This is a genomic window from Pseudoalteromonas rubra (assembly GCF_004212645.1).
In the GTDB taxonomy this organism is placed as follows: domain Bacteria; phylum Pseudomonadota; class Gammaproteobacteria; order Enterobacterales; family Alteromonadaceae; genus Pseudoalteromonas; species Pseudoalteromonas rubra_G.
Genome location: NZ_PPUZ01000007.1, coordinates 1 through 8,663 on the forward strand (window position 1 = coordinate 1; position 8,663 = coordinate 8,663).

The window sequence follows — 8,663 nt, forward strand, 5'->3', positions numbered from 1 at the left end:
GCTTAATTAAGTGTTCTATTTTGAGGCGAGAAAATAGGCTCGATAACAAGGCAAAAATTTTGCTATTTAGTTGTTCTAAATGAGAAATTTTTAACACAGTTAGCGTCATATTTGCTCCGTCAAATTGAACAGGTATTAAGTGAAATTGGTATAAGTACATTAATACAAGGAACTGTTGCGAGATTGCTGCGTGAGCTGTTCGGCCTGCGCTTTGCACTGGTTAAAGGACTCGATGCACTGATCACTGCACACCTGCATGGCCAGTGACTGCGGGTTAGCTCGCTGCTCACAGCTTTGCTCGCACTGATAGTTTTGCTGTGCGCACTGATTCAGCTCCGGTGAGTTGGTATTGCTGCAGCCCGCTGCCAGTAGCAAGGCGATAATCGATATCTGTGGTTTCATAAGACAGTCCCTGCAAGAGAGTAAATAAAGTGAGGATCCCATCGCGCTTTTTTGCCAAGCGGCGGGATCCTTTACATTGTTATGCGTCGGCGAGGATCTGGATATTGTCTATTAGTCTCACCTTTTCCAGGTAAGCGGCAGCCAGGATCACAAACTCGCTGTCTTCCAGTGTAGCAGGTTTTAGACTCTGTCTTTGTGCAATAGAAAAGTAATCGGGTTTGAGGCCAGCGGCTTCTAGCCTGGACTTTGCTGTCTGTTCCAGCGCTGCAAAATCGCGCACGCCATCCTGGAGCTGCTGCGCCGTGTCACTCAATACCTGATAGAGTACTTTCGCCGTGTCTTTTTGTTGCTCTGACAAGTAGCCGTTACGCGAACTCATTGCCAGTCCTGAAATTTCTCGCTGCGTAGGGACACCAATGATTTCAATCGGCATGGACAAGTCCCGCACCATGGTCTTGATAACCTGAAGCTGCTGATAGTCTTTTTCACCAAAGCAGGCAAAGTCTGGCTGCACCAGGTTAAATAGCTTAGTGACGACCGTTGCAACGCCTCTGAAGTGGCCGCTACGGCTGCCGCCGCAATAGCCTTCGGATACGCCAGGTACATCGACATAGCTCTGTGTGTCGAGGCCGTTTGGATAGATAGCCTCTACGCTTGGAGTAAAGACGATGTCGGTGTCCAGCTCGGCAAGCCCCTGTTTGTCCTGAGTTAGCGTACGCGGATAGTTATCCAGGTCTTCGTTGGCACCAAATTGCATCGGATTGACGAAAATACTGACCACCACTTTGTCTGCCAGGGTTTTGGCCTTTTCAACCAGTGAAAAATGCCCCTGGTGCAAATTGCCCATGGTCGGCACAAAGGCAATGCTGTGTCCTTGTTGCCGCCAGGCTTTAATTTGGCTACGCAGAGATTTAATTTCTGTAATTGATTGCATTAGTTAAACTCGTGTTCCTGAGAGGGAAATGCACCTCTTTTAACATCGGTGCAGAACTTTTCGACCGCTGCCGGCATGTTGCCAGTCTCGGCGAGGAAGTTTTTCGAAAACTTAGGAATATAGCCTGCCGAGATACCGACCAGGTCATGCATTACTAGGATCTGGCCGTCGGTGTCTTTACCTGCACCGATCCCAATGACCGGAATGCTCAGCGCTTCGCTGATACGTTTTGCCAGTGCAGAAGGAATACACTCTACAACTAATAACTGGGCACCCGCTTGTTCCAGTGCAATGGCGTCGGCGACCATTTTTTCTGCCTGTGCATCTTCACGGCCCTGAATTTTAAAACCGCCAAAAACATTAACTGATTGCGGGGTCAGGCCTAAATGGCCGCATACCGGAATACCTTGCTGTGTCAGCATGCGAATAGAATCAAGCAGCCATTTACCGCCTTCCAGCTTGACCATGTTGGCACCTGAGCGCATCAAGGTCGCGGCGTTTTCGCACGCTTGCGTCGGGTTGGCATAGCTCATAAAGGGCATATCGGCTATCACAAACAGCTCTTTACTACCGGCACGAACACAGCGGGTATGATAAGCGATATCTGTGGTGGTAACCGCCAGCGTATCTTCGCCGCCTTGTAGTACCATGCCCAGAGAGTCGCCCACCAGGATAATATCAACACCATTGTCGTAAAACAGTTTGGCAAAGCTGGCATCATATGCGGTCAGTGCCGTGATTTTTGTTCCTTCACGTTTTTTCTTGGCCAATGTTGAAACGGTTACTTTAGCCATATTTCCCCCTTTGTGATCAATTCAATACTGAGCACACTGTGTCGCTCAGGTTTTGCTATGCAAGCGATGCGTCTTCGTCGTACTGACTAATGGCAGTCAGTCCGTTACGTGGTAAAGACGCTGCGATGTCTGCCAGTGTCTGTCCGGTTGGTAAAGTGAGTTTTGGGGCAATCTCCAAAAGAGGGAAGACCACAAATTCACGTTCACATAACCCATAATGTGGCACGGTTAATCGTTGCGTTGCTATTTGTGCATTGTTGTACAGCAGAATATCTAAGTCTAAGGTGCGAGGACCCCAGCGCTCGGCTTTGCGCACCCGGCCATGTTGTAGCTCAATTTGCTGGAGCAAGTCGAGTACGTCAATGGCGGATAACTTCGTTGTGAGCTTAGCAACGGCGTTGACATAGTCGGGCTGGTCCTGCGGACCCATAGGTTTTGAAGCATAAAAGCTGGAGACCTGTGCCAGTGTGAGTTCCTGTGATGTACTCAGGGCATTCAGCGCATTACGTAGCTGTGCCTCAGGGGCGTTGAGATTCGCCCCCAGTCCAATATAAACGGTGTTCATGATTCTGGATTAGGTTTTCTGCGTGGTTTGTTTCTGGGACGGCGTCTGCGTCTTTCCGAGCCGCCTGAGCGCTGGCCGAGGTTTTTCACCATCTCTTTTTGTCCAGACACGTCTTGTTGTAAATAGTCGGTCCACCAGTTTGCTAACTCTTGCTGCTCTGTCTCGCCACTTTCTACTCGCAGCAGCAAGAAGTCATAGCCCGCTTTAAATCTGGGTTGCAAGCTGAGGCGATAAGCACGCTGGCCGCCGCGTTTGTCGAGTCGTTGCTGAATATGCCAGATATCGCGCGCGCCCAGTGTAAAGCGTTTTGGTACGGCAATATGGCGGGCATTTTCGGCCAGTATCTGGCTGATTGCCTGCATAAAGGCGTCGTATTCATTCATGCCTTCAGCGGTGAGTGTATTGCAACGGTCGCGCAACGGGAACCACAATAGTGCGGCATAAATAAAGGCTGGCGTGACTTTCTTATCGGCATTGATACGCTCATCCGTATTGGCAAACATTTTGCGGATAAAGGTTGTTTCAAATTCGCTCTGCGGGTTATCTAAAATCGCATCTAAGGCCGGAAACAGCTGTTTAAACAAGCCGTATTTTCTCAGCATCAAAAAGTTGGCTTCGGCCTTGCCGCCCAAAAAGAGTTTCAGGGTTTCTTCAAACAGGCGCGCCGCAGGAATGTTACTCAGCAAAGGCGCTAATTCAGCGATCGGCGCTTCGGTCGGACCGGCAATGGTCATATCCAGCTTAGTGGCAAAGCGCACAGCACGCAGCATACGCACGGGGTCTTCGCGGTATCGGGTTTCAGGGTCGCCTATCAGTTCGATTTTCCTATGCTCAATGGCCGCAATACCACCGGCAAAGTCCCGAATGCTGAAGTCGTTAATTGAGTAGTAGAGTGCATTAATTGAAAAGTCGCGACGCTGTGCATCTTCTTCAATGGTGCCATACACGTTATCGCGTAGTAGCTGACCCTGCTCGCTCGACTGGCTGGTCGGATCCGGGTTGTCCTGAGCCTGGTGGTGCCCACGCATGGTCGCTACTTCGATGATCTCACGGCCGAACACAATGTGCGCAAGGCGAAAGCGGCGGCCGATCAATCGACAGTTACGAAACAGCTTTTTAACTTGTTCAGGCGTTGCGTTGGTCACTACGTCGAAATCTTTGGGCTCAATCCCTAACAAAATATCACGAATACAACCACCGACCAGGTAGGCATCATAGCCTCCGTCTTTCAGTCGGTATAATACTTTGATTGCATTGGGGCTAAATTGTTTGCGCGAGATAGCATGCTCACTGCGTGGAATTAACACAGGTGTAGTGCTGCATGTCACGGTTCCTACCGGATCTTTGCCTTTAACTATCTGACGGCAAAGCTTAATAATTTTGGAAATAATAACCACTCTCCTAACGACCCTGAACAATCAATAATGCGTGTAAAAATGCCTGCAATCATGCATGCACACTCGCCATACGGCCATAGAACTTATTTTAGTTTGTATAGTGTAGGCGAATTAACGAGGCCCGCTATCATATACTCAAATGGGGTCAAATTGAAGGAGCGGGGGCGCATTCATGCTTAAAAATCCAACATAGCCGTGTACCTTGGGGTTTGGCCCAAATCAGCCCGCTGGGCTCAGGCCGTTAATCCGGTAAAATCATAGTGGCCGTCTTGGTGCAACGAGACCTGGATCTCGCGATGACGCGGCAGAGCCTGTAATGAAAAATGCTGCTGCGCCCAGCGTAAGATCTGTGCTACGGAGTCTTGTTGTAACTCCGCCGGGACAGGCAAACCCAGAAACCCTAAAGCGGCGCACAGGGCAGGCTGTGGCCGAGTATTATCGATTGCGGGTGCATGATTTTGCTTAGATAATTTAAAGCCTGGCTGAGCCACCGCAAGCGAGACATGGGCATAGTCAGGGGCTGCACCACTGAGCTGCCTGAATAGGCCTATCTGACGTGCGGTAGGCTCTAACAAATCGGCACCGCGTACAACGCGGGTGATCTGTTGGTCAATGTCGTCGACCACCACCACTAACTGATAGGCAAACAGGCCATCACGGCGTTTTACAATATAATCTTCTTCGGCCTGTGCAGCGTTTAGTTTTACCTCGCCCTGCAGGAGATCGGTAAATGCATAAACTGGCTGGGTCTGAATAAGCCGCAGTGCATTGCCCTCAGCGGTCAACTGGCGCGCCCGACAGTGGTTGTCATAAGTGCCGCCACGTTGCTTCAGCGCCTTGCGGGTACAGCTACATGGATAGGTGAGATCTGCTTTACTGAGCTGTGCCAGCACATCCTGATACAAGTCGTGACGCTGGCTTTGATACACTACGTCGCCATCCCAGTGCAGGCCATAGGCTTCTAAGGTTCTGAGAATGTCATCGGCAGCACCGGCAACCACGCGAGGCGTGTCGATGTCTTCCATTCGGACCAACCATTGACCCTGATTGACTTTGGCATCCAGGAAACTGGCAAGAGCGGCTATCAGTGAGCCGAAATGCAATGCGCCGGAGGGAGAGGGAGCAAATCGACCTCGATAGCTCCCGGACAGATAATCGCTATTAAACTGGGGTAGCATAGCTAAGACAAACGTACGTTAGCCTCGGCCCTGTTGTTTTTCTTTTATTTCTGCAATTGATTTACAGTCTACGCACAGGTCCGCAGTCGGGCGGGCCTCAAGGCGACGAATGCCAATTTCAATGCCACATGAATCACAATAACCGAAGTCGTCGTCTTCGATCAGTTGTAGTGTTTTTTCAATTTTCTTGATCAGCTTACGTTCGCGGTCACGTGTACGCAGTTCCAGCGAGAACTCTTCTTCCTGTGCCGCACGATCGACAGGGTCAGGGAAGTTTGCCGCTTCATCTTGCATGTGCGTTTTGGTGCGGTCAACTTCGTTACGAAGATCGCTACGCCACGCTTCCAGTAATTTTTTGAAATGCGCACGTTGTGCGTCATTCATATATTCTTCACCCGGCTTTTCCTGATAAGGTTCTAAACCGGCTTGAGCCAACAACCCTAGTTTTTTCTGGTCTGGCATAGCATTCTCCTAAATCCTTAATAAACAACCCCAGCTAACGCCGGCGGCTATAGATAGCAAAATCTTTACCCCTTGGCAAACACTTTTTGCTTGTTAGACCACTCCCGGTTTGAAGGCATGATCGGAATAACAAAAGTGCGACTGATGGGGGTCACACTGACATTTGCAGCTATATGGAGGCAATTTTTTCACTTTCAAGCTTAATACTCATTATACTGCACAATTTATGCCGCCAGATCACTGTCAGACATGGCACTGGCTTAACGTATTGTGAAGGGCAGTGCTTCGGTCAGTGTGATGTCTTGCGTTGATACCTGAGCCCGGTAAGCGTAAATCTCGACGCCCTGCGCCTGCGCTTCCTCAATCAGTGCGGCATAATTACTGTCAATGTGCGCTGCCGGCTTCACACTGGTGATGCCGTTGTGCATGACAACAAACAACAGCACGGCGCGCATCCCTTGTTGTCGGATCTGCATAAGTTCACGCAGATGCTTTTGACCGCGCAGTGTCTGGGCATCCGGAAAGTAGCCTTGCCCTTGTTCAAGCAAAGTGACGGATTTTACTTCTATATAGCAATCGGGCTTGTCTTCATCCTGGAGCAGGATATCGATGCGACTGTTTTCCGTGCCATATTTTACCTCGCTGCGCTGGGTTTGGTAGCCGCTAAGCTGTGGGATCACATTATGCGTAATTGCTTCAATGGCGACTTTATTGGCCAGGGCGGTGTTGACACAAATAAGTGCACCCGCTTGATTTTCAGTGAGCTCCAGTGAGTGAGGATATTTGCGTTTTGGGTTGTCACTGGTGGAGTAAAATGCTGTGAATCCCGGGTCGGCACAGCCCGTCATTTTGCCGGTATTAGCACAGTGCACGGTGAATTCCTGTTGCGTGTCGCTGCGTAAATCGACCAAAAAGCGTTTATACCGTTTAAGCAGGGTGGCTTTAGTCAGAGGGGCGTGAAACTTCATAGATTAATCGCATTCATTTGGGGCATTTTGCTCGCTAGTGTACACTGCAAGTTACTAATAAGCGCAAGAGTGAAATCATATATGGCTGATAAATTTATTGTTCGACTGACGGATCAGGCCCCGGCGGCACACTGGGGTGGCAATGCGACTATATCCTACGATCAGGACGGTGCACTGGTGCATCTGAGTGAGCAGGAGACACTGAAGACCATTCAAAAAGCAGGCCGCAGTGTGGCACAGCAAGGGATCCAGGCAGTTGAGCTGCAAGGGGATGCCTGGTGCACTGAATCTCAGTGGGCATTTTATCAGGGCTTTGTCAGCCCGAAGCTGCTAGATGGCGTGACTTTCTGTGACAATGCTCAGTCTGACTTGGCTGAATTACAAGCGTTGAAAACGGCTGCTATCTGGACGCGCCAGATGATCAATGGCACAGCAGAAGACATTTATCCGGAAAGCCTGGCCGGTAAAGCCGCTGAATTCATTCAGTCTTTGGCACCCGAGCATGTGAGCTATCAAATCATTAAAGGCAAAGCGCTGCTTGAGCATCAGTGGATTGGGATCCATGAAGTGGGCCGCGGCAGTGAGCGCCCGCCGGTGTTACTGGAGTTGGATTTCAACCCAACTGGCGATGAAGACGCGCCCGTTGCGGCGGCGCTGGTCGGTAAAGGGATCACCTTTGACTCGGGTGGTTATTCAATCAAGCCTAGTGAAGGCATGTTGACCATGAAATGCGACATGGGCGGTGCCGCGACGGTCACTGCGGGTCTGGCGATCGCCATTCAGCGTGGCATCAACAAGCGCATTAAACTGTTCCTGTGTTGTGCTGAAAACCTGATCTCAGGTCATGCGTACAAGTTGGGGGACATCCTGACTTATAAAAACGGTACAACGGTTGAAATCGTCAATACTGATGCCGAAGGGCGTCTGGTTCTGGCCGATGGCCTGATGGCGGCTGGCGAAACGGGTGCGCCTTTGATCATTGATGCGGCCACCCTGACAGGCGCTGCCCTGGTGGCGGTTGGTCAGGAATACAATGCTTTGTTTGGTCTGGACAAAGAGCTGGTCAGCGATGTGCAGCAATTTGCACAGGAAGAGTTTGAAGCGGCCTGGCCGTTGCCACTGGAAAAATGGCATCAGAACAATTGTCCTTCTGCCTATGCGGATACCGCCAACAGTCGTGCGCAAAAAGGCGGCGGCTATGGTGGTGCCTCCAATGCGGCAGGCTTCCTGTCTCGCTTTGTACCAAACGAAGGGCAGGGCTGGGTGCACATCGACCTGGCGGCCTCGTTCCAAAACAATGCTGGCTCTCAGTGGGCATCGGGTGCAACAACCTTAGGTATGCGTACCGTCGCGCGCACACTGCAAGCGAAAGCCTGATAGCCGGTTAACGCAATGAAAAAGCCCCGCGACGGGGCTTTTTTATGACAGTAAGGCCGCCGCCAGGCGAACAAAGTCCGAAGACGTCAGAATACCCAGCAGCTTGCCATCCTCATCTGTGACAGGCATACAGCCATGGCGGTTATCAACAAAAAAGCGTACCACTTCCTGCAGGCTCTGGTGCGGCCGTACACTGGCAAAGTCGGTGGCCATCACTTCGGCAACCTTTTGTTGTTTTTCTTTGCGCTCCAGTGCGTTGGTGCCATAGGTGGCAATGATCCCCATGACTTTCGCAATCATGATCTTCTGTGTCAGCATACCAACCAGCATGCCATCGTCGTCAATCACGGGAATATGGCGAATGTTCTTTTCGCGCATCAGGTTATGCGCATCGTTGAGGTTATTGGTTTTACTGACAGCCAGCGGATCTGGGGTCATTAAATCGGCAACTGTGGTTAACATAAGCACTTCCTTAAAGCGAACATGATATCTTTACTAAGTCTAGCCGACGCGGGCGGCACATGAGTGGTGCCAGATCAATTTTGGCTGATTTTATACCAATTTGCTTAATTAAGGGTTCTATTTT

Annotated in this window: 10 protein-coding genes; 1 reads left to right on the forward strand and 9 read right to left on the reverse strand. The window is 50.4% G+C overall.

Annotated features, from left to right (window positions below):
• Positions 1-159: 159 nt before the first annotated feature.
• From C3B51_RS03405 to sfsA, 8 genes are all read right to left on the reverse strand, one after another.
• Positions 160-402 carry a hypothetical protein gene (locus C3B51_RS03405; RefSeq protein ID WP_046006195.1) on the reverse strand — a complete coding sequence of 81 codons (243 nt, stop codon included), beginning with the start codon at positions 400-402 and terminating at the stop codon, positions 160-162.
• A gap of 79 nt (positions 403-481) precedes the next feature.
• Entirely contained in the window at positions 482-1,336 is an 855-nt protein-coding gene (panC, locus tag C3B51_RS03410; protein WP_125717147.1) for a pantoate--beta-alanine ligase, read from the reverse strand.
• The gene (gene panB / locus C3B51_RS03415) at positions 1,336-2,130 is read right to left on the reverse strand and encodes a 3-methyl-2-oxobutanoate hydroxymethyltransferase (RefSeq protein ID WP_130244181.1); all 795 of its coding nucleotides are present in this window, start codon (positions 2,128-2,130) and stop codon (positions 1,336-1,338) included. The genes panC and panB overlap by 1 nt, the downstream gene beginning before the upstream one ends.
• 55 nt (positions 2,131-2,185) lie before the next feature.
• Complete coding sequence (gene folK, locus C3B51_RS03420) at positions 2,186-2,695, reverse strand: 2-amino-4-hydroxy-6-hydroxymethyldihydropteridine diphosphokinase (RefSeq protein WP_130244182.1); 510 nt, start codon at positions 2,693-2,695, stop codon at positions 2,186-2,188.
• Entirely contained in the window at positions 2,692-4,053 is a 1,362-nt protein-coding gene (gene pcnB, locus C3B51_RS03425) for a polynucleotide adenylyltransferase PcnB (RefSeq protein WP_240657382.1), read from the reverse strand. Before pcnB ends, folK begins: the two co-directional genes overlap by 4 nt.
• Before the next feature lie 272 nt (positions 4,054-4,325).
• Complete coding sequence (gene gluQRS, locus C3B51_RS03430; RefSeq protein WP_130244183.1) at positions 4,326-5,270, reverse strand: tRNA glutamyl-Q(34) synthetase GluQRS; 945 nt, start codon at positions 5,268-5,270, stop codon at positions 4,326-4,328.
• Between the two features lie 18 nt (positions 5,271-5,288).
• A complete protein-coding gene (gene dksA, locus C3B51_RS03435) occupies positions 5,289-5,732 on the reverse strand; it encodes an RNA polymerase-binding protein DksA (RefSeq protein WP_046006190.1) in 444 nt (147 codons plus the stop codon).
• 260 nt (positions 5,733-5,992) lie between these two features.
• On the reverse strand, positions 5,993-6,700 hold the full coding sequence (sfsA, locus tag C3B51_RS03440; protein ID WP_130244184.1) for a DNA/RNA nuclease SfsA: 708 nt from the start codon (positions 6,698-6,700) through the stop codon (positions 5,993-5,995).
• 81 nt (positions 6,701-6,781) lie between these two features.
• Here sfsA and pepB point away from each other — a divergent pair, with 81 nt between their 5' ends.
• The gene (gene pepB, locus C3B51_RS03445; protein WP_125717153.1) at positions 6,782-8,077 is read left to right on the forward strand and encodes an aminopeptidase PepB; all 1,296 of its coding nucleotides are present in this window, start codon (positions 6,782-6,784) and stop codon (positions 8,075-8,077) included.
• 42 nt (positions 8,078-8,119) lie between these two features.
• Here the strand turns inward: pepB and C3B51_RS03450 are convergent, their stop codons facing one another.
• Positions 8,120-8,539: a CBS domain-containing protein gene (locus C3B51_RS03450; RefSeq protein WP_046006187.1), complete on the reverse strand. Its 420-nt coding sequence runs from the start codon at positions 8,537-8,539 to the stop codon at positions 8,120-8,122.
• Positions 8,540-8,663 lie beyond the last annotated feature (124 nt).

Excerpts from the sequence above, each read along its gene's own strand:
- dksA (WP_046006190.1), bottom strand. The coding sequence starts at position 5,732 with ATGCCAGACCAGAAAAAACTAGGGTTGTTGGCTCAAGCCGGTTTAGAA.
- pepB (WP_125717153.1), top strand. The coding sequence starts at position 6,782 with ATGGCTGATAAATTTATTGTTCGACTGACGGATCAGGCCCCGGCGGCA.
- gluQRS (WP_130244183.1), bottom strand. The coding sequence starts at position 5,270 with ATGCTACCCCAGTTTAATAGCGATTATCTGTCCGGGAGCTATCGAGGT.
- panB (WP_130244181.1), bottom strand. The coding sequence starts at position 2,130 with ATGGCTAAAGTAACCGTTTCAACATTGGCCAAGAAAAAACGTGAAGGA.
- C3B51_RS03450 (WP_046006187.1), bottom strand. The coding sequence starts at position 8,539 with ATGTTAACCACAGTTGCCGATTTAATGACCCCAGATCCGCTGGCTGTC.
- panC (WP_125717147.1), bottom strand. The coding sequence starts at position 1,336 with ATGCAATCAATTACAGAAATTAAATCTCTGCGTAGCCAAATTAAAGCC.
- sfsA (WP_130244184.1), bottom strand. The coding sequence starts at position 6,700 with ATGAAGTTTCACGCCCCTCTGACTAAAGCCACCCTGCTTAAACGGTAT.
- folK (WP_130244182.1), bottom strand. The coding sequence starts at position 2,695 with ATGAACACCGTTTATATTGGACTGGGGGCGAATCTCAACGCCCCTGAG.
- C3B51_RS03405 (WP_046006195.1), bottom strand. The coding sequence starts at position 402 with ATGAAACCACAGATATCGATTATCGCCTTGCTACTGGCAGCGGGCTGC.